Genomic DNA, 18342 nt, shown 5'->3' with positions numbered 1-18342 from the left:
AGAAGATCCTGCAGATCGGCAGGAGCGCCGCTCTTCAACAGTTGACCGGCGGCGTGAGCGGCGCAATCTCGTGCGCGGCGATGGCTTCGAGCATGATGTCGCCGATCCGTGTGATGAACGTCGTCTGGTCGCCGAACGGGTAGAACGGGAAGGTGATCAGCAGCGAGATGGCGCCGTGGCCGACCGCCCACAGCATGGTGGCGATGGCGCGTGGATCGCCTTTGAGCCTGCCGGCGGCAACGCAGGCTTCGACCCTCGCGATCAGCACTTTCATCGCCGGGTTGCCGCTCTCCATTTCGGCGAAGGTCTTTCCGGCTGGCGGCCTGACTTTTTCGGTCATGAAGACGGTGCGGTATTCGTTGGGATTTTCCAGTCCAAAGGCGGCGTATTCGACAAGCACCGCCTTGAGCGCCTCGATCGGGTCGTCGGCCGTATGATTTGCGATGCGCCTGGCCAAGGTCTCGAAGGCATCCTCGGCCAGCGCGAACAGGATGTCCTGCTTGTCGGCGAAATAGGAATAGACCGACATCGGCGCATAGCCAACGCGCTTGGCGAGCTTGCGGATGGTGAGGCCGTCATAGCCTTCTTCCTGGACAAGCTTGTGCGCGGCGTCGACAAGTTCGGAACGCAGTTCAGCCTTTTGTTTTTCGCGGCGCTCCTGGACGCTTAGCTGCAACTTTCTACTGCCTTATGACTGATGGCTGGATGCAGCATATATACGCTGTACGGCGTCGGGCAAGGGTGGCACGAAGCAGAAGCTTGACTGTCGCGTGGCTGGCGATCGCGCTCGGCTTCGCCATGGAAGCTCTCATTCTGACCGTCAGATTTGCGGCAGGTGCCTACCCGGCGACGACGCAGGTTCTGATCGAACTGGCGCAAGGCGTGACCTGGTCGTTCTTCGCCTGCGCCGGCGTCAGCCTCGGCACGGCGCTCACCAAGGTGCGAGGCTCGCTCGGTGGCCTGATCGGTGCGATTTCGGCGCCACTGGCGATGGGCATCGCCAAAGGGACGCGAAAGGTTATGGTCAGCGCGCTGGACGCGGCGGCAAAGCCGGCCATCCTGTCGCTCACGACGCTCGGTGTGCTGCGGGCGATCGAATACGGGCTGCTCGGCTGGACACTGGCGTCGCTGGCATCGAAGGAAGAACCGCGTCCGCTCCATTTCGCGCTGGCAGGCGCCCTGATAGGCGCGGTATTCGGCGGCGGCATCACGGTGCTGACCATCGAGACGGCCGCGGCAAATGACGCTGCTCTCGCAATGCCACAGGCGATCGCAACCGGCCTCAACGAGATCGTGTTCCCGATCGGTTGTTCACTAGTCGTCTACATTGCGCTGCAGGTCAGCCGCCACATGAAGTACGTCGCGGCCGAAGCCAAATAGATTTGGCACAGATAGGCTTCTCCGCCTGACGAGAGTCAGACCGCTTCCGGCTGGCGTTCGATCAGCGTCAGCGTCAGCCAGCGCGCGGTCAGCGCCGGTTTTTTCGAGCCCTCGATCTCGATCGTCACGTCGTGCGCCGTCTGCACCCACCCCGACGGCCTGACCTTGACGTCGGCCAGCACGAAACGGGTGCGGATGCGCGAGCCGGTCTTCACCGGAGCCAGGAAGCGCAGCGAATCGAAGCCGTGATTGACGCCCATCTTGCTGTTTTCCAGCGGCGGCATGGTTTCGAAGGTCATCGCCGACAACAGCGAAAGCGACAGGAAGCCATGCGCGATGGTGCCGCCGAACGGCGTTTCGCGGCTGGCGCGTTCCGGATCGCAATGGATGAACTGATGGTCGTCGGTGGCATCGGCGAACTGGTCGATCATGCGCTGGGTGACGACCCGCCATGGCGACACGCCGACTTCCTTGCCGACGTTGGCCAGAAGCACATCGAGACTGATCGGTTCCACGCTGATGTCCTCCATCTTCACCCCCGGCATTTCACTCGCCGGATGGCGTGCGTCTCATTCCTTGAACAATGTCAGCCCGTGTTGCACCGACTGCCCGCCATCGATCGGCAGGATGGCGCCGGTGACATAGCTGCCGGCCCGGCTGCACAAATAGAGCGTTGCGCCGGCAATGTCATCCGGTGCGCCGATGCGGCCGATCGGAACGTGGTTGCCGATATGTCTTGCCTGGTCCTCGGTGCCGGTGGCGAAGGCCGTCATCCGGCTCCGGAAAGGGCCAGGCGCAAAGGCGTTGACGGTGATGCGGCGGGCGGCGAATTCGATCGCCAGGATGCGTGTCAGGTGGTGAACCGCAGCCTTCGAGGCCGAGTAGGAGTAGGCATCTTCGGCCAAAGGCTGCGTGCCCATCACCGATCCTAGGTTGATCACCCGGGCCGGGTCGGCATCGCTGGCGGCGGCCTCGAGCAGAGGCAGCAATTCGCGCGTCAGATGGAAAACCGCGGTGACGTTGACGCCGAACACCTTGGCCCAGGCATGGTAGGGAAAGCTTTCCAGCGGCGCGCCCCAGGAGATGCCGGCATTGTTGACCAGGATATGCAGCCGCTCGGTCCGCGCCTGGACCTCGGCGATAAGTGCTGCAATGCCGGCCTCGCTGGAGACGTCGCCGGCAAAACCTTCCGCCCGGCCGGAGGCGCCAAGCCCGTTCAGTTCGCCGGCAACCCCGACGCAATCCTCGCCCTTGCGCGAGGCGATCATCACCGAGGCGCCGGCCATGACCAGAGCGGTCGCCGCCATGCGGCCGATGCCGGTGGCGGCGCCGGTGACCAGCGCCGTCTTGCCGGCGACTGAGAACAGCTCGTCCAGATAGCTCATCGTACCCTCCGTGCAGTTCACCGCGCTTTGGTTCAAGGAAGCGGCTTCACGTCGACAAGGCTAGCCGAACTTCGATCATGCTTGCCATGGGTAAAGTAGCTGGGGTGGGGCACGCTTAGCGGCTGAATGGTTAAGCCCGAAATGCAAGGTGGTCATTCGGCCGTGACATGGGTCGGATGAATGATGCGGCCATTTCCGTTAACGAGCACCTTGTAAGCGGTTAATTTCGCACGTGAAGCAAGTCGTCATTACTCCTCCGCCCAAGCCGCAGGCGGGTCTTGAGGAGTTGGGAGGTGGCCGAGCAGTGGGGCGGGACTGACATTCGTATTCGTGGACGGGGACTATGCTTTCGGGGGGAAAGCCATGGGTAAGAAACAACGCACCGTCCTGCTGGCAGCGATTTTTGCGACTGCCTTTGGCGTCTTTTTGCTGATCCTGATCCTGCAGATGATCAGTTTTTTAGTGGACTAGACCGAAGCGAAACGCGTCCCTTTCCGGAGGGGCTCTACCGCAGGCTTTCCAGTTCGCGGATGCGTTTGGCGCCGTCGGCTTCGAGCTGCCTTGTGACCGCGCCGATCAGCGCTTCGGCAACGACGAAAAGTGCGGCGGATGAGTCCCACGCCGAAGGCACTGCGGTGCGCCCGGCGATGACGTGGCGGGCGAAGCGGGCGATCGGCGACAGCCACTGGTCGGTAAACAGCACGATCTGCACGCCGCGCTGGTTGGCGGTCTCGGCAAAGCGGACCAGGCTGTCCTGATAGCGCCTGATGTCGAAGATCACCAGCACGTCGCGCTTGCCCATGTCGATCAGCCGGTCGCGCCAGACGCTTTCCTGCCCGCCGAGGTGAAAAACGTTGGGCTGGATGATGGCGAGGTGGGCGGCCATGTAGCGTGCCAGCGGGTCGGTGAAGCGGCCACCGATCAAGAATGTCTTGCCGCGCCGGTCGGCCAGCTTGGCGACGATGTCGGCAAGCTGCTTGTCCGAGAGATGCCGGAATGTCTCGCGCATATTGTCGAGCGTCGCCTCCAGCATCGGCGAGACGGCGCTGGCGCCCTGCGATGGCGGATTGAGCGTGCGCGAGGCCGGCGACTGCAATTGCGCCGCCAGTTCGTCTTGCAGCGTCGACTGGAATTCCGGATAGTTCTGGAAGCCGAGCCGGGCGACGAAACGCAGGATCGTCGGCGACGACACGCCGGCGGCAGCCGAGAATTCGGCGACCGTCTTCAGCCCGATCAGCGGATAGCTGGCGATCAGCGTTTGTGCTGCGCGCCGCTCGCCTGCCGGCATGGTGCCCATGCGGTCGGAGATCAGTTCGGCAATGCTGGAAACCATGTTTTTCCCCACCCAGGCCGTGCCGTTACCGCATTATCGAAATCGCGTTTGACAAAGCCGGCCAAACTGTATGAAATCATCCGCAGGGACGCAATGAGGCAAAATACGTAACATACGATACAGCGCTCCCCGGGGACAGCAGACAATGGAGACAGCACGGCCCGCCAGCCTTGCATCGCCTGAAACCGTAAGGGTGACGAACCCCGGCGGATCGAGCCCCTTCGTGCTGACCTGCGACCACGCCTCCAATTTCCTGCCACCGGAATTCGGAACGCTCGGCCTTGCCGCCGAGGATCTTTCCCGCCACATCGCCTGGGATCCCGGCGCCTTGCCGGTGGCGCGCCGCATGGCCGAGGCGCTCGATGCGACGCTGGTCGAGACCTGCATCTCGCGGCTCATCATCGACTGCAACCGCCCGCTCGACGCGCCGGACCTGATAGTGACGGTCAGCGCCAGCGAAAAAACCGTGGTCCCGGCCAACCAGGGACTTTCGGCCGACCAGCGGGAGGCGCGCATCGCGCTGGCGTGGCGACCGTTTCACGAGCGGATCGCAACGGTCATCGACGAGCGCCTGGCGGCTGGGCGGGAGACCAGGCTGGTCTCGATCCATTCCTTCACGCCGCTCTACAAAGGCAAAAGCCGGCCCTGGCACATCGGCATCATCCACGACGAGGATCGCCGGCTGGCGGCGCCGCTGATCGCGACACTGAAGCGGCTTGCCGGCGTCAGCGTCGGCGTCAACGAACCCTATTCGCCGGCCGACCGGGTCTATTTCACGCTGGAACGCCATGCGCGCTCGCGCGGGCTGCCCTGCGCAATGATTGAAATCCGCAACGACGAGATCGCCGGCGCGGCCGGGCAGCGGAAATGGGCGGATCTGCTCACCGGTATTTTTCTCAATCTGGAGCCCGAAGCGGCCAAGGCCTCCAGACCAAGCGCAGTCGGAAAGTCAGTTCAATCGGCCAGCTAAGAAACCAAAAGGGGACTTTAAAATGGTAGCACCGGGTTACAGCGAAGTTGACAAGAAGGAGGACCTGAAAGTTCTCCACGGAATGGGCTATGCTCAGGAACTGTCGCGAAGCATGAGCCGCTTCTCGAATTTCGCGATCTCGTTCTCGATCATCTGCATCCTCTCAGGCGGCATCAATTCCTTCGCGCAAGCGACGTCGTCCATCGGTGGCGCCGGCGCTGGCATCGGCTGGATCGTCGGGTGCATGGTTTCGGGATTTTTCGCGCTCGCCATGGCCCAGATCGCCTCTGCATTTCCGACCGCCGGCGGCCTCTATCACTGGGCATCCATCCTAGGGAACCGTTTCACTGGCTGGCTCACCGCATGGCTCAATCTGCTCGGCCTGATCACCGTGCTCGGCGCCATCAACATCGGTACTGCTTTCTTCTTCGTCGGCACTTTCGGCGGAGCCTTCGGCATGACTGGCACGCCTGGTGAGATCGTCGGGTTTGTCGCCTTCATCACCGTGTTGCAGGCGCTGCTCAATCATTTCGGCATCAAATTGACGGCTATGTTGACGGACGCCTCCGGCTTCCTGATCCTGGCAACGACAGCCGTGCTGATCGTCGCCTGCCTGATGTTTGCTCCAGCGATCGACATCACGCGGCTGTGGACGTTCACGAACTATTCGGGCGACGCGGGCGGCGGTGTTTTCCCGCAGTCCGATTCCATGACGTATCTCTTCCTGCTCTGCCTGCTGCTGCCGGTTTACACCATCACTGGCTATGACGCGTCGGCGCATACTTCGGAAGAAACGTTGAGGGCGGCGCACTCGGTTCCGCGGGCAATCGTTTCGTCCGTAGTCTGGTCGTCGCTGATCGGCTGGGTGATGCTGTGCGCGATCGTACTGGCGATTCCGGATCTGGCGGCCGGCGCCAAGCAGGGCTGGAGCGTGTTCTTCGCCACGATGGACGCGATCTTGCCGGCGTGGCTGAAGACACTGCTCTATCTGGGCATCCTGATCGCGCAGTTCCTCTGCGGTCTGGCAACGGTCACCTCTGCCTCGCGCATGCTTTTCGCCTTCTCGCGTGACGGCGGCATGCCGGTCGGCTCGGCCTCGCTAGCCAAGGTCAGCCCGACCTGGCGCACGCCGGTCAATGCGATTTGGACGGCTGCTGTGCTCGAGGTCATCTATGTCTTTCTTGCCCAGTTCATCTCGGTCGGCGGCACGAACATCTATACCATCGTCGTCAATTCGACATTGGTGTTCCTGTTTCTGTCCTTCATCATTCCGATCGTGCTCGGCATGATGGCTTTCGGAACGGAAAAATGGCCGAACCCCGGCCCATGGAACCTCGGCGCCGGCCTGTTCAAGCTGTTTTGCATCCTGTCGGTCATCGGCATGGCGATCATCTTCTACATCGCCATCCAGCCGCCGAACGACAAAGTGCTCTATATCACCTTGGGCTTCATTGTGCTGACCGCGGTGCTTTGGTTCGGTTTCGAGAACCGCCGCTTCCAGGGTCCGCCCATCGGCGACCAGATCGCAAAGCGTCAGGCGGCGATCAAGGCAGCCGAGCTAGCCATAGGCGAAGCCGGCGCCTGACCCCCTCTCATGACCATGGCCGGCATTCGCGCCGGCCGTGGTTTTCGTTTCCTTTTCAAAGTGACAAGCCCGAAACGACAAGCGCTGGAGTGCCAAAGGAATGGCCGGAAATTTCTCGTTCGATCAGTTGAAGCAAGCGGTCTCCAGCGGCGAGGTCGACACGGTGCTGGCCTGCATCGTCGATATGCAGGGGCGGCTCGCGGGAAAGCGGTTCCTGGCCCGTTATTTCGTCGATTCCGCGCATGACGAGACGCATGGCTGCAACTATCTCTTGGCGGCAGACATCGATATGGAACCGGTGCCCGGCTACAAGGCGGCGAGCTGGTCGAAGGGTTATGGCGATTTCGTCATGAAGCCGGACCTTGCGACGCTGCGGCTCGTTCCGTGGCTGGAGAAGACGGCGCTGGTGATCTGCGACGTGCTCGACCACCATACCCATGACGACCTGGCGCATTCGCCACGCGCCATGCTGAAGAAGCAGGTCAAGCGGCTGCAGGATCGCGGCTATATCGGCTATTTCGCTTCCGAGCTCGAATTCTATCTGTTCAGCGAAACCTACGATTCCGCCCGCAAGAAGCACTGGCAGGGCCTCGAGACGGCATCGCCCTACATCGGCGACTACCAGATCGGCATCACCACCAAGGAAGAAGGCGTCATGCGCCGGCTGCGCAACGAGATGGAGGCGGCCGGCATCCCGATCGAGAATTCGAAGGGCGAGTGGGGGCCAGGCCAGGAAGAGATCAATGTCCGCTACGCCGAGGCGCTCGACATGGCCGACCGCCACGTCATCCTGAAGAACGGCGCCAAGGAAATCGCCGAGTCCGAAGGCAAGGCGATCTCGTTCATGGCCAAGTACAATTACGGGCTCGCCGGCAATTCCAGCCACATCCATAATTCGCTGTGGAGCGCCGACGGCAAGACGCCGTTGTTCTACGACAAAAATGCCGAGTGGACGCTGTCGACACTCGGCCAGCAATGGGCGGCCGGCCAGCTCAAATATGCCAAGGAATTCACCTGGTTCCTGGCGCCCTACATCAATTCCTACAAGCGCTTCCAGGCCGGCACGTTTGCGCCGACCAAGATCATGTGGAGCGAGGACAACCGCACCGCCGGCTTCCGTCTTTGCGGCGAGGGCACCAAAGGCATCCGCATGGAATGCCGCATCGGCGGCGCCGATTTGAACCCCTATCTGGCTTTCGCCGCGCTGATCGCGGCCGGGCTTGCCGGCATCGATGAAAAGCTTGAGCTGCAGAAGCCCTTCGTCGGCGATGCCTACCAGGCCTCGCAGCTGCCCGAAATTCCAAAGACATTGCGCGACGCCGCGGCGACACTGGCGGAATCGAAAATGCTGAGGCAGGCGCTCGGCGACGATGTGCTGGAACATTACGTCCACACGGCACACTGGGAACAGTTCGAGTACGACCGCCGGATTACGGACTGGGAACTGCACAGGGGGTTCGAGCGGTATTGAATAATCTGGCAACGTTGGCGCCGCTCCTCACCCTCAGCCTCTCCCGTGAAGAACGGGGGAGAGGGGGCCCGGCGCTGAGCTTGTCCCTTCTCCCCGTCAGTATACGGGAGAAGGTGCCGGCAGGCGGATGAGGGCGGCGCTAACCAACGACATTATTGTAGAATGCGAGGACCCAAGGCATGACCGAAACGGTCAAGATAAAATCCCCCGTCGACGGTTCGATCTATGCCGAACGGCCTCTTGCCACCGACCAGGCGATCGGTGCCGCGGTCGAACGTGCCAAGGCGGCGCAGGAGAAGTGGGCTGAGACGCCGGTCGTCGAGCGCGGCAAGTACATGCTTGCCATGCTGGAAGCGCTGGTCGCCATGACCGACGAGATCGTGCCGGAGATCGCCTGGCAGATGGGCCGGCCGGTGCGCTATGGCGGCGAGTTCGGCGGCGTCAGGGAACGCGTCAGCTACATGGTCGAGATCGCCGAGGCGGCCTTGAAGCCGGTCATGGCCTCCAACCCGAAGGACGGCTTTCGGCGCTATGTGAAGAAGATGCCGCTCGGCGTCGTCATGGTGATCGCGCCGTGGAACTATCCCTATCTCACCGCCGTCAACACCATCGTCCCGGCGCTGATGGCGGGCAGCGCCGTCATCCTCAAGCATGCGGCACAGACATTGTTGGTCGGCGAACGGTTTCAGCAGGCGTTTGATAAGGCCGGCCTGCCCAAGGGCCTGTTCCAGAACCTCGTCCTGAACCACGCGCAGACTGAAAGGCTGCTCGGCTCCGGCAAGATCGACCATGTCAACTTCACCGGCTCGGTCGCCGGCGGCCGCGCCATCGAAAAGGCGGCGGCGGGCACCTTCATGACGCTCGGCCTCGAACTCGGCGGCAAGGATCCGGCCTATGTGCTGCCGGACGCAAAGATGGACCATGCCGTTGCCAATCTGGTCGACGGCGCCTTCTACAATTCCGGCCAGTGCTGCTGCGGCATCGAGCGCGTCTATGTCCACGAGAAGGTCTACGATGAATTCGTCGAGGGCTTCATTGCCGAGACCAGGAACTACGTCGTCGGCAATCCGCTCGACCAGGCGACCACCATGGGGCCGATGGCGCAGGCGCGCTTCGCCGACCTGATCCGCGAGCAGAAGGCCGAGGCGTTGCGCAAGGGCGCCAGGGCGCACATCGATATGAAGGTGGCCAACGACAGGCAAGGTTCGCCCTATCTGGCGCCGGAAGTGCTGACCCAGGTCGACCACCAGATGAGCGTCATGCGCGAGGAAAGCTTTGGCCCGATCGTCGGCATCATGAAGGTGCGCAACGACGAGGAAGCGATCGCGCTGATGAACGACAGCCCCTATGGGCTGACGGCCTCGATCTGGACGCGCGACACCGGCCATGCGGCGGCGATCGGCGATCGCGTCGAGACCGGCACCGTGTTCATGAACCGCTGCGACTATCTCGACCCGGCGCTGGTCTGGACCGGCGTCAAGGACACCGGCAAGGGCGCGGCACTGTCGGCCATCGGCTACGACAATCTGACCAGGCCGAAATCATACCATCTGCGCGAGGTGATCTAAGGTGGCGATCGACAAGCATGCGATCGCTGTTGAGGGGGAGTAATGGCGGATACACAACAATCGACGCTGCCAGATGGTGAGGGTCCCGAGAGTATCGGCGGATGGCTTGTCCTGCCGATGCTCGGGTTGATGCTCACGCCGATACTGGGGTTGGTACAACTGCACAATACCGACTATCTCGGCATGTTACAGAACTGGCAGGCCTACAGTTTGTCCCAAGGTGTGCTGATTCTTGCCGAATTGGTGATATCCGGCATCCTAAACCTTACAGCGCCGATCCTGTTATTGTTCTTCATGTTCAAGCGCTGGCAGATATTCCCCGGCTGGTACATGATTTGGGCATTCGCGATGCCGGTATATGCCGTTCTCGATCCATGGGCTGTGCATCTGGCTTTTCCTACCGCCGTTCCAGAATTGGCCGACGCGTACGACGCAGACACCGTGGGCGGAATTTCGCGCTCGATATGGGCCGCAGTCATCTGGGTTCCGTACATGATGCGGTCGGAACGTGTGGCCAACACCTTTGTAAACTAATGACATCCAAGAGCACGAAAGCAGTCAAGAAGGTCGAAATGACAAAACTCGTTTCCAAATGGAATTACCCGACGACCGTCCGCTTCGGCGCCGGACGCATCAAGGAGCTGCCGGAGGTGCTGGCGGCGACCGGCATCAAGCGGCCGCTGTTCGTCACCGATCCGGGACTGGCCAGGCTGCCGGTGGTGGCCTCGACGCTGAAGATCCTCGACGACGCCAAGGTGCCGTATGGCGTATTTTCCGAGGTCAAGCCGAACCCGGTGGATTCCAACCTGACCGCCGGCATTGCCGTGTTCAAGAAGGGCAAGCATGACGGCGTCATTGCCTTTGGCGGCGGCTCGGCGCTCGACCTCGGCAAGCTGATCGCCTTCCAGGCCGGGCAGACACGGCCGGTCTGGGATTTCGAGGATGTCGGCGACTGGTGGACACGCGCCGATGCCGATGCGATCGCGCCGATCATCGCCGTGCCGACCACGGCCGGCACCGGCTCGGAAGTCGGCCGCGCCGGCGTCATCACCAATGAAGCGACCCATACCAAGAAGGTCATCTTCCATCCAAAGCTTTTGCCGGCGATCGTCATTGCCGATCCGGAGCTGTCGGTCGGCATGCCGGGCTTCATCACCGCCGGCACCGGCATGGATGCGCTTGCCCATTGCCTCGAAGCCTATTGCGCGCCGGGCTATCACCCGATGGCCGACGGCATCGCCGTGGAAGGCATAAGGCTGGTCTTCGAAAACCTGCCGAAAGCCTACGCCAACGGCAAGGATCTGGTCGCCCGCGCCAACATGATGAGCGCCGCTGCCATGGGAGCGGCCGCCTTCCAGAAAGGGCTTGGAGCGATTCATTCGCTGTCGCATCCGATCGGCGCGCTCTACGATAGCCACCACGGCATGACCAACGCCGTGTTCATGCCCTACGTGCTGGCCTTCAACCGCGAGGCGATCGAGCCGCGCATCGCCCGGCTTGCCGCCTATTGCGGCATCAAGGGCGGCTTCGACGGTTTTGCCAAGGCGATCATCAAGCTGCGCAAGGAGCTCAAGGTGCCGCATGCGCTGCCCGGCCTGATCAAGGGGCTCGACATGGACAAGAGACGCAAGGGCCTGATTGCCGACATGGCGGTGGTCGATCCGACCGCCGGCGGCAACCCGGTCAAGCTGACCAAGAAGGCGGCGCTGACGCTGCTCGAAAACGCCATCGCCGGCACCGTCTGAGACAATTTTCGCATCGGAAATCGACTTGGGAAAAGAGGCAAAGGAAAGGGGAAAGATGAAAGGCAAGATCGAAACTAGTTAGCCGGAAAAAGAATCGCGAAGCGATTGCTACAGCCGGTTAAAAAGAGTTTACTTTTTCATACTGCGGGGCATCGCTTTCACAAAGCTTTCATCTGGCTGTCACACGAAAACGATACCGCATCGCAGGCGTCCAACGGCGTCAGTTCAACGGAGAGAACACATGTTCAAATTCACGGGAAAACTGCTTTCCCTTTCGGCCGTCGCCCTGATGGCGACCTCTGCCATCTCGTCGGCCCAGTCCATGGATGAACTGGTCGCCGCAGCCAAGGCTGAAGGCCAGCTCACGGTCATCGCGCTGCCGCATGACTGGTGCGGCTACGGCGCGGTCATCGACGGCTTCAAGGCAAAATATCCGGAACTCACCATCAACGAGCTCAACCCCGATGCCGGCTCCGGCGACGAGGTCGAGGCGATCAAGGCCAACAAGGACAACAAGGGCCCGCAAGCGCCCGACGTCATCGACGTCGGCCTGAGCTTCGGCCCGACCGCCAAGAAGGATGGCCTGATCCAGGCTTATAAAGTATCAACCTGGGACTCGATCCCGGACAGCGCCAAGGATGCCGAAGGCTTTTGGACCGGCGACTATTACGGCGTGCTTTCGTTTCTGGTGAACAAGGACCTGGTCAAGGAAGCGCCGGCCGACTGGGCCGACTTGCTGAAGCCGGAATTCGCCAATACCGTGGCGCTCGCCGGTGACCCGCGTGCTTCGAACCAGGCCATCCAGGCAGTCTATGCCGCCGGCCTTTCCGGCGGTGCGGCTGCCGGCGAAGCCGCCGGCACGGCTGGTCTCGACTTCTTCAAGAAGCTCAACGCCGCCGGCAATTTCGTGCCGGTCATCGGCAAGCCCGCGACGCTTGCCCAAGGCCAGACGCCAATCCTGGTGACCTGGGATTATAACGCGCTTGCCGGCCGTGATACGCTGAAGGGCAATCCGCCGGTCGACGTCGTCGTGCCGAAGACCGGTGTCGTCGCCGGCGTCTATGTTCAGGCGATTAGTGCTTACGCGCCGCACCCGAATGCTGCCAAGCTGTGGCTGGAATATCTCTATTCCGACGAAGGCCAGATCGCCTGGCTGAAGGGCTATTGTCACCCGATCCGCTTCAACGACCTCGCCAAGAATAGCAAGCTCCCGGCTGACGTGATGGCCAAGCTGCCGCCGGCCGAGTCCTATGCAGCCGCGGTGTTCCCGACGCTCGACGAGCAGGGCAAGGCCAAGGAAGCCATCACCAAGAACTGGGATGCCGTCGTCGGCGCCAACGTCAAGTAAGACTTGAGATCAGCCGGGCGGCTTAGATGGCCACCCGGCATACCTCCAGGACGGTAGCCGGCGCATGACCGATATCTCGTTGTCCGATCACGCTGTTGCCGGGAAGACCGCGCCTCCTGCCGACGCCCGCAGCATGAGGCTGCCGACGCAATGGCTTGGCGTTGCGCCTTTCTTCATCTTCGCCATCATGTTCCTGATCCTGCCCACGCTCTATCTAATGCTTGGCGCATTCCGGAACGATGCGGGCGAATTCACTTTCGAAAACATAGCGGCCTTGGCGCAGCCGTCGATCGTTGCCGCCTACTGGATCTCAATCAAGGTCAGCCTCGCCTCGTCGCTGATCGGTGCTTTCGCGGGGCTTGCCATTGCCATCGCCATCGTGCGCGGCGGGCTGCCGGAGTGGATACGCTCGGCGACACTGACCTTTTCCGGCGTGGCCTCCAATTTTGCCGGCGTGCCGCTGGCCTTCGCCTTCCTCGCGACGCTCGGCCGGCTCGGGCTCGCCACGGTGCTGCTCAACGTCTTGGTCGGCTTCAACATTTATGCCCATGGTTTCAACATCCTGTCGTTCTGGGGCCTGACGCTGACCTATGTCTATTTCCAGATCCCGCTGATGGTGGTGATCATCGTGCCGGCGATCGATGGGCTGAAGAAGGAATGGGGCGAAGCGGCGGCAACGCTTGGCGCGACCCAGGCGCAGTTCTGGCGCATGGTCGTCATTCCGGTGATCTGGCCAAGTTTCCTCGGCACCGTCATTCTCTTGTTCGCCAACGCCTTCGGTGCCATCGCCACCGCTTACGCTCTGACCGGCTCCTCGCTTAACATCGTCCCTATCCTGCTCTACGCGCAGATCCGCGGTGACGTGCTGCACAATGCCCATCTCGGCTACGCCATTGCCTTCGGCATGATCGTCATCACCGGGCTGGCCAACGTCTTCTACATCTGGTTCCGGACGCGCTCTGAGAGGTGGCTCAAATGAAGTCCGGCAGATTCTGGGCCTGGATCGTCTTCGCGCTGGGCGCGGCCTATTTCTTCATTCCGCTGATCGCGACCGTGGAATTCTCCATGCGCATGCGGCGCGGCGCGTATTCCTTCGATGCCTATCAGGTCGTGCTCGGCGATCCCCGCTTCCAGGCGACGTTCGTCTATTCGGTGGTCGCCGCCATCTTCACCATCGTCCTTGGCGTGCTGGTGGTGGTGCCGGCGGCGTACTGGATTCGTCTGCGGCTCCCGCAGCTAAGGCCCGTCGTCGAGTTCATCACGCTGCTGCCGCTGGTCATCCCGGCCATCGTTATCGTCTTCGGCTACATCAGAATGTACGGGTCGAACTCACCGCTGCCGTTCCTGGCCAGCGACACAGGAGCCAATGCCTTGCTGGTCATCGGTTATGCGACACTGGCGCTGCCCTATATGTATCGTGCCGTCGACACCGGGCTTCGCACCATCGACGTGCGGACACTGACCGAAGCGGCGCAGATCCTCGGCGCCGGCTGGGGCACGATCATCACCCGGGTCATCCTGCCCAATGTGCTGATCGCGGTGCTGTCAGGCGCCTTCCTGACCTTCGCCATCGTCATCGGTGAATTTACCATGGCCAGCCTGCTCAACCGGCCTGCTTTCGGACCCTATCTGCAGAACGTCGGCGCCAACCGCGCCTACGAGCCGGCGGCGCTTGCCATCATCGCCTTCGCCATCACCTGGGGCTGCATGTCGCTGATCCAGATCCTGTCGCGCTTCGCGCCGCGATCGGCGAACCGTCCGAACTGACCCGAAGGAAAAAGCCATGACCGAGCCATTCCTCTCAATCCAGCATGTGCAGAAATCCTTCGGCGCCGCCATTGTGGTGCAGGATTTCAACCTCGACGTCGAGCCGGGCGAATTCGTCTCCTTCCTTGGCCCGTCGGGCTGCGGCAAGACGACGGTGCTGCGCATGGTCGCCGGTTTCGAGGAGCCAAGCGCCGGCAAGATCGTCGTGGCCGGCAAGGACATCACCCGGCTCAAGCCCAACCAGCGCAATGTCGGCATGGTGTTCCAGGCCTATGCGCTGTTTCCGAACCTCACCGTGGCGCAGAATATCGGCTTCGGGCTGAAGGTCGCCGGCATGCCGAAGGCCGATGCCGACAGGCGCGTTGCCGAGATGCTCGACATCATCAAGCTGCCGCAGATGGGCGACCGCTATCCCTATCAGCTCTCCGGCGGTCAGCAGCAGCGCATCGCGCTGGCGCGGGCGATTGCGCCCAAGCCGAAACTGCTGCTGCTCGACGAGCCGCTGTCGGCACTCGACGCCAAGGTGCGCGTGTCACTGCGCGAGGAAATCCGCTCGATCCAGAAGAAGCTCGGCATCACCACCATCTTCGTCACCCACGACCAGGAAGAGGCGCTGTCGATCTCCGACCGCATCGCCGTCATGTATGGCGGCAAGGCCGAGCAGGTCGGCACGCCGTTCGAGATCTACAACCGTCCGGCAACCAAATTCGTCGCCAATTTCGTCGGCACGCTGAACGTGCTCGAAGGCACGGTCACCGACGCCGCTTCGGGCAAGGTGCGCGTCAACTCGCAAGAGGTCTCGCTCAAGGGCAAGCTCAACGGCTCGAAGTCCGGCGACACGCTGTCGCTGGCGTTGCGGCCCGAGGCGATCTCGCTCGGCCGACACCCCGGCCGCGATTCCAGCCTTTCGGGCGAAATCGCCGAGGTGCATTTCCTCGGCTCGGTCATCCGGGTTCGCGTCGGCATCGGCGGCAGCACGGTCTCGCTCGACACGTTCAATAGTCCGGCCACACCGCCGCCGGCCGTCGGCGAAAAGGCCGAGATTTCGTTCTCGTCGGGCGACATGCTGGTGCTGCATTAGGAGAAGAGTGAATGGTGAATAGTGAATAGTGAGAATGCGCTTTACGCGCCGAAATTCCTCTGCACGCAGCCATTCACCATTCACGAGCAGCCAAAGCCGTCGCCGTTTTTGCAGTGCCAATCGCCCGGCTTCACCGCTACGATAAGGCATGGCGCTTTTTGAACTCACCCTTGTCCTGCTTCTCATCGCGGTCGCCCTGACCGCGCTGTCGCGGCGTCTGCAGATTCCCTATCCGTCATTGCTGGCGCTGGCCGGCGCCGGCATCGCCTTCCTGCCGTTTGCCCCGACCATCGAGATCGACCCGGAGCTGGCGCTCGCTCTGTTCATCGCGCCGGTTCTGCTCGACGCGGCCTATGACACGTCGCTGCGCGATCTCAACCGCTACAAGGTTTCGCTCATCCTGCTGGCGCTTGGCGCCGTCATCTTCACCACCGTGACGGTCGCGCTGGTCGGCTGGACGATGGCAGGCCTGCCCATTGCCGCGGCCATAGCGCTCGGCGCGATCGTAGCGCCGCCCGATGCGGTGGCGGCGGCGGCCGTGCTCGGACAGTTCAAGGTGCCGCACCGCATCACCGCCATCCTGGAAGGCGAGAGCCTGCTCAACGACGCCACGGCGCTGTTGATCTACAGGATGTCGGTTTCCGCAGCCGCCGGCTCCATCCTGTTGAGCAGTGCCGTTCCAATGATCCTGCTGTCGACGGTCGGCAGCCTTGCCGCAGGCTATGTGCTCGGCCGGTTGTCTCTCGCCATACTCGGCCGCATCGACGACCCGGCGAGCGGCACCGTAGTGCAATTCGCCTCAACCTTCGGCGTCTGGATCCTGGCCGACAGGATAGGGCTTTCCGCCATCATCACGATCGTCGTCTATGCCATGACGATCGCACGTACATCGCCGCGCCGCATGCCGGCAAGGAATCGTGTCAGCTCCTACTCGGTCTGGGAGACGGCGGTGTTCGTGCTCAACGTGCTGGCCTTCGTTCTGATGGGCCTGCAAGCGCGGTCCATCGTCGGCCGACTTGCCGAGCAAGGACAAAGCGAGGCGTTCGTCTTTGCCCTGGCTGTGCTGGCCGTCGTCATCGTATCGCGGCTCGTCTGGGTTCTGGGCTGCGGCGCGATCCTCAGAGCGCTGGCACGTCTGGGCGACGAGGACAGGCGGAAGGACGCACCGACACTCCGCGGCGGCGTGCTCATCGGCTGGTGCGGCATGCGTGGCCTGGTGACGCTTGCGGCAGCCTTCGCCTTGCCGGCCGACTTTCCGGGCCGTGATCCGATCGTGCTCGCCGCTTTCACGGTCGTGCTCGGCACATTGGTGCTGCAAGGCGTCAGCCTGAAACCGTTGCTGCTTCTGCTCAATCTCGACCTCGATCGGACGGTCGACCGGGAGGTGGCGCAGGCGCGCGTCGCCATCATGCAGGCGGCGCTGGACGTGCTCAGCGGCAAGACATCGAGCGCGGCCGGGGCGGTGCGAGAGCAATATGCCGCCCAGCGCGCCATCGCCGAAAACCCGGAGGATGCCCAGGCGGCGACCGAGTATGACAGGTTGCGTCTTTACGCCATCAAGAGCCAGCGCGATGCGCTGGAGCGTTTGCGCATCGACGGAACGATCGGCGACGAAGCCTACCACCGCCTTGAGGAAGAAATCGACTGGTCGGAACTGGCAGCATCCCCGCCCGGTCGGTTCCAGCCGCTGACCACTTAGCATCTGGCCCAAGCTCCCTCCGCCCGGCTGCACATTGCAAGGCTGTCAGCGAACGGCTACTGCCAGCAGGAAACTGAGCCGGATAAGCAATGAAGCTGGTCAGCTATAACATCCAGTACGGCTTCGGCAGCGATGGCCGCTACGACCTGGCGCGTTGTGCCAAGGTCGTGGCCGGCGCCGACATCGTCGCCTTGCAGGAGGTGGAACGGCACTGGTTGCGCAGCAACGAGGACGACCAGCCGGAAGTTCTTTCGCAATTGCTGCCCGACTATCATTGGGTCTACGGGCCGGCCTTCGACATGGATGCCAACCACCGGCGTGAAGGCCGCATCGTCAACCGGCGGCGGCAATTCGGCACCATGGTTCTGTCGAAGCTTCCGATCGTCTGGTCGCGGCTGCATACGCTGCCGCTCAGGCGCACGCTGCGGCCGCTCAACACCCGCAATGCCGCACTCGAATGCATGATCCGCACCCCTGCCGGTCCGGTGCGGGTGCTGTCGTTGCATCTGGCGCATATCGCGGCCGAGGAGCGGCTGGAGCAGATCGACTATTTGCTCGCCGAGCATCGCCGCGCGCCGTCCGAGGGCGGCCCATGGAGCGGCGCCGACGACGAGCCGGCGCGCAACTGGAGCAATGGCGAACAGGAGCCAGAAAACCCCGTAGCGGCGATCTGGTTGGGCGACTTCAACATGGAGCCGGATAGCGCCGAGTACCGGCGCATTGTCGGCAGCGCGCCCTATCATCGCGGTGCCGCCTATCTCGACGGTTTTGTCGATGCCGCCGCCGTCGCAATGGAACCGACAGCGGATTTCCACACCCATGTGAAGACTATCGATGCCAGGCTGGCAAAGCGCCGGCTCGACCATTGCTTCGTCGGCGGCATGTTTGCCGGGCGCGTGCGCTCGGTCAGCGCCGATATCGAGCAAATCGCTTCCGACCATTTTCCGCTCTGGGTCGATATCGACCTGGAGACGCCGATCGTCATCGGGACGGGCGGCGGATGAACCGCC

Annotated in this window: 17 protein-coding genes; 13 read left to right on the top strand and 4 right to left on the bottom strand. The window is 62.5% G+C overall.

Annotated elements, in window-relative coordinates:
• Positions 1 to 34: 34 nt before the first annotated feature.
• Positions 35 to 676 (bottom strand): TetR/AcrR family transcriptional regulator, encoded by a 642-nt coding sequence (locus NKJ55_RS00855; RefSeq protein ID WP_023675343.1) that lies wholly within the window; start codon positions 674 to 676, stop codon positions 35 to 37.
• Positions 677 to 759: 83 nt separating this feature from the next.
• Here NKJ55_RS00855 and NKJ55_RS00850 point away from each other — a divergent pair, with 83 nt between their 5' ends.
• Complete coding sequence (locus tag NKJ55_RS00850; RefSeq protein WP_352448259.1) at positions 760 to 1380, top strand: hypothetical protein; 621 nt, start codon at positions 760 to 762, stop codon at positions 1378 to 1380.
• A gap of 35 nt (positions 1381 to 1415) precedes the next feature.
• Here the strand turns inward: NKJ55_RS00850 and NKJ55_RS00845 are convergent, their stop codons facing one another.
• The 3 genes from NKJ55_RS00845 to NKJ55_RS00835 all read right to left on the bottom strand — a co-directional run bounded on the left by NKJ55_RS00845 (position 1416) and on the right by NKJ55_RS00835 (position 4098).
• Positions 1416 to 1910, bottom strand: coding sequence for a MaoC family dehydratase (locus tag NKJ55_RS00845; protein WP_031211357.1), 495 nt, complete (start codon positions 1908 to 1910; stop codon positions 1416 to 1418).
• 39 nt (positions 1911 to 1949) lie between these two features.
• Positions 1950 to 2765 (bottom strand): SDR family oxidoreductase, encoded by an 816-nt coding sequence (locus NKJ55_RS00840; RefSeq protein ID WP_352448258.1) that lies wholly within the window; start codon positions 2763 to 2765, stop codon positions 1950 to 1952.
• Positions 2766 to 3270: 505 nt separating this feature from the next.
• Entirely contained in the window at positions 3271 to 4098 is an 828-nt protein-coding gene (locus tag NKJ55_RS00835) for a MurR/RpiR family transcriptional regulator (protein ID WP_352448257.1), read from the bottom strand.
• A gap of 145 nt (positions 4099 to 4243) precedes the next feature.
• Here NKJ55_RS00835 and NKJ55_RS00830 point away from each other — a divergent pair, with 145 nt between their 5' ends.
• The 12 genes from NKJ55_RS00830 to NKJ55_RS00775 all read left to right on the top strand — a co-directional run bounded on the left by NKJ55_RS00830 (position 4244) and on the right by NKJ55_RS00775 (position 18336).
• Complete coding sequence (locus NKJ55_RS00830) at positions 4244 to 5068, top strand: N-formylglutamate amidohydrolase (protein ID WP_352448256.1); 825 nt, start codon at positions 4244 to 4246, stop codon at positions 5066 to 5068.
• A gap of 22 nt (positions 5069 to 5090) precedes the next feature.
• The gene (locus NKJ55_RS00825; RefSeq protein ID WP_352448255.1) at positions 5091 to 6653 is read left to right on the top strand and encodes an amino acid permease; all 1563 of its coding nucleotides are present in this window, start codon (positions 5091 to 5093) and stop codon (positions 6651 to 6653) included.
• Positions 6654 to 6753: 100 nt separating this feature from the next.
• The gene (locus tag NKJ55_RS00820) at positions 6754 to 8124 is read left to right on the top strand and encodes a glutamine synthetase family protein (RefSeq protein ID WP_023675351.1); all 1371 of its coding nucleotides are present in this window, start codon (positions 6754 to 6756) and stop codon (positions 8122 to 8124) included.
• 179 nt (positions 8125 to 8303) lie between these two features.
• Positions 8304 to 9692 (top strand): aldehyde dehydrogenase family protein, encoded by a 1389-nt coding sequence (locus NKJ55_RS00815; protein WP_352448254.1) that lies wholly within the window; start codon positions 8304 to 8306, stop codon positions 9690 to 9692.
• A gap of 42 nt (positions 9693 to 9734) precedes the next feature.
• On the top strand, positions 9735 to 10226 hold the full coding sequence (locus tag NKJ55_RS00810) for a DUF2569 domain-containing protein (RefSeq protein ID WP_352448253.1): 492 nt from the start codon (positions 9735 to 9737) through the stop codon (positions 10224 to 10226).
• Between the two features lie 38 nt (positions 10227 to 10264).
• Entirely contained in the window at positions 10265 to 11437 is a 1173-nt protein-coding gene (locus tag NKJ55_RS00805; protein ID WP_352448252.1) for an iron-containing alcohol dehydrogenase, read from the top strand.
• A 241-nt stretch (positions 11438 to 11678) separates the two neighbouring features.
• Positions 11679 to 12785 carry an ABC transporter substrate-binding protein gene (locus tag NKJ55_RS00800; RefSeq protein ID WP_352448251.1) on the top strand — a complete coding sequence of 369 codons (1107 nt, stop codon included), beginning with the start codon at positions 11679 to 11681 and terminating at the stop codon, positions 12783 to 12785.
• 64 nt (positions 12786 to 12849) lie between these two features.
• The gene (locus NKJ55_RS00795) at positions 12850 to 13764 is read left to right on the top strand and encodes an ABC transporter permease (protein ID WP_023675356.1); all 915 of its coding nucleotides are present in this window, start codon (positions 12850 to 12852) and stop codon (positions 13762 to 13764) included.
• Positions 13761 to 14552: an ABC transporter permease gene (locus tag NKJ55_RS00790; protein ID WP_352448250.1), complete on the top strand. Its 792-nt coding sequence runs from the start codon at positions 13761 to 13763 to the stop codon at positions 14550 to 14552. The genes NKJ55_RS00795 and NKJ55_RS00790 overlap by 4 nt, the downstream gene beginning before the upstream one ends.
• Positions 14553 to 14568: 16 nt before the next feature.
• Positions 14569 to 15633: an ABC transporter ATP-binding protein gene (locus tag NKJ55_RS00785; RefSeq protein ID WP_352448249.1), complete on the top strand. Its 1065-nt coding sequence runs from the start codon at positions 14569 to 14571 to the stop codon at positions 15631 to 15633.
• Between the two features lie 148 nt (positions 15634 to 15781).
• Positions 15782 to 17332: a cation:proton antiporter gene (locus NKJ55_RS00780; RefSeq protein ID WP_023675359.1), complete on the top strand. Its 1551-nt coding sequence runs from the start codon at positions 15782 to 15784 to the stop codon at positions 17330 to 17332.
• A gap of 89 nt (positions 17333 to 17421) precedes the next feature.
• Entirely contained in the window at positions 17422 to 18336 is a 915-nt protein-coding gene (locus NKJ55_RS00775) for an endonuclease/exonuclease/phosphatase family protein (RefSeq protein ID WP_352448248.1), read from the top strand.
• Positions 18337 to 18342 lie beyond the last annotated feature (6 nt).

The sequence above is a fragment of the Mesorhizobium sp. M0106 genome, from assembly GCF_040322715.1.
Taxonomy (GTDB): Bacteria; Pseudomonadota; Alphaproteobacteria; order Rhizobiales; family Rhizobiaceae; genus Mesorhizobium.
Note: the sequence above shows the minus strand (reverse complement) of the source record. Positions and strands in the feature narration are given on the sequence as shown.

What these genes read in the sequence shown, in the direction of transcription:
- NKJ55_RS00800 (WP_352448251.1), top strand. Translation starts at nt 11,679, where the DNA reads ATGTTCAAATTCACGGGAAAACTGCTTTCCCTTTCGGCCGTCGCCCTG.
- NKJ55_RS00805 (WP_352448252.1), top strand. Translation starts at nt 10,265, where the DNA reads ATGACAAAACTCGTTTCCAAATGGAATTACCCGACGACCGTCCGCTTC.
- NKJ55_RS00830 (WP_352448256.1), top strand. Translation starts at nt 4,244, where the DNA reads ATGGAGACAGCACGGCCCGCCAGCCTTGCATCGCCTGAAACCGTAAGG.
- NKJ55_RS00835 (WP_352448257.1), bottom strand. Translation starts at nt 4,098, where the DNA reads ATGGTTTCCAGCATTGCCGAACTGATCTCCGACCGCATGGGCACCATG.
- NKJ55_RS00795 (WP_023675356.1), top strand. Translation starts at nt 12,850, where the DNA reads ATGACCGATATCTCGTTGTCCGATCACGCTGTTGCCGGGAAGACCGCG.
- NKJ55_RS00780 (WP_023675359.1), top strand. Translation starts at nt 15,782, where the DNA reads ATGGCGCTTTTTGAACTCACCCTTGTCCTGCTTCTCATCGCGGTCGCC.
- NKJ55_RS00845 (WP_031211357.1), bottom strand. Translation starts at nt 1,910, where the DNA reads ATGGAGGACATCAGCGTGGAACCGATCAGTCTCGATGTGCTTCTGGCC.
- NKJ55_RS00790 (WP_352448250.1), top strand. Translation starts at nt 13,761, where the DNA reads ATGAAGTCCGGCAGATTCTGGGCCTGGATCGTCTTCGCGCTGGGCGCG.
- NKJ55_RS00775 (WP_352448248.1), top strand. Translation starts at nt 17,422, where the DNA reads ATGAAGCTGGTCAGCTATAACATCCAGTACGGCTTCGGCAGCGATGGC.
- NKJ55_RS00820 (WP_023675351.1), top strand. Translation starts at nt 6,754, where the DNA reads ATGGCCGGAAATTTCTCGTTCGATCAGTTGAAGCAAGCGGTCTCCAGC.
- NKJ55_RS00825 (WP_352448255.1), top strand. Translation starts at nt 5,091, where the DNA reads ATGGTAGCACCGGGTTACAGCGAAGTTGACAAGAAGGAGGACCTGAAA.
- NKJ55_RS00785 (WP_352448249.1), top strand. Translation starts at nt 14,569, where the DNA reads ATGACCGAGCCATTCCTCTCAATCCAGCATGTGCAGAAATCCTTCGGC.
- NKJ55_RS00840 (WP_352448258.1), bottom strand. Translation starts at nt 2,765, where the DNA reads ATGAGCTATCTGGACGAGCTGTTCTCAGTCGCCGGCAAGACGGCGCTG.
- NKJ55_RS00810 (WP_352448253.1), top strand. Translation starts at nt 9,735, where the DNA reads ATGGCGGATACACAACAATCGACGCTGCCAGATGGTGAGGGTCCCGAG.
- NKJ55_RS00815 (WP_352448254.1), top strand. Translation starts at nt 8,304, where the DNA reads ATGACCGAAACGGTCAAGATAAAATCCCCCGTCGACGGTTCGATCTAT.